1 protein-coding gene is annotated in these 267 nt (G+C 60.7%); it reads left to right on the top strand.

The window, feature by feature from the left end; all coding sequences use genetic code 11:
* On the top strand, positions 1-267 hold a 267-nt coding region (locus GIR22_RS25890), incomplete at both ends, for an AMP-binding protein (protein ID WP_154746102.1).

Here is a 267-nt window from a genome sequence, read left to right as displayed (position 1 = left end):
TCGATTGCGCTGCTGGGCGATGCCGAGCATCAGCAACTGCTCGGGTTCAATGCCACGCAAGCCGATTACCCACTGGATCAGACGATTCACGGCTTGTTTGAAGCCCAGGTGGCGCGCACTCCAGAGGCACTGGCGGTGCTGCATGGTGGGCAACGCTTGAGTTATCGCGAGCTGAATGAGCGCGCCAACCAGTTGGCGCATTATTTGCGCGGACAAGGCGTGCAACCGGATTCCCGGGTGGCGATCTGCGTCGAACGTAGCCTCGAC

The organism is Pseudomonas karstica, from assembly GCF_009707515.1.
GTDB lineage: Bacteria > Pseudomonadota > Gammaproteobacteria > Pseudomonadales > Pseudomonadaceae > Aquipseudomonas > Aquipseudomonas karstica.
This window is presented reverse-complemented; position numbering and strand designations above follow the sequence as displayed.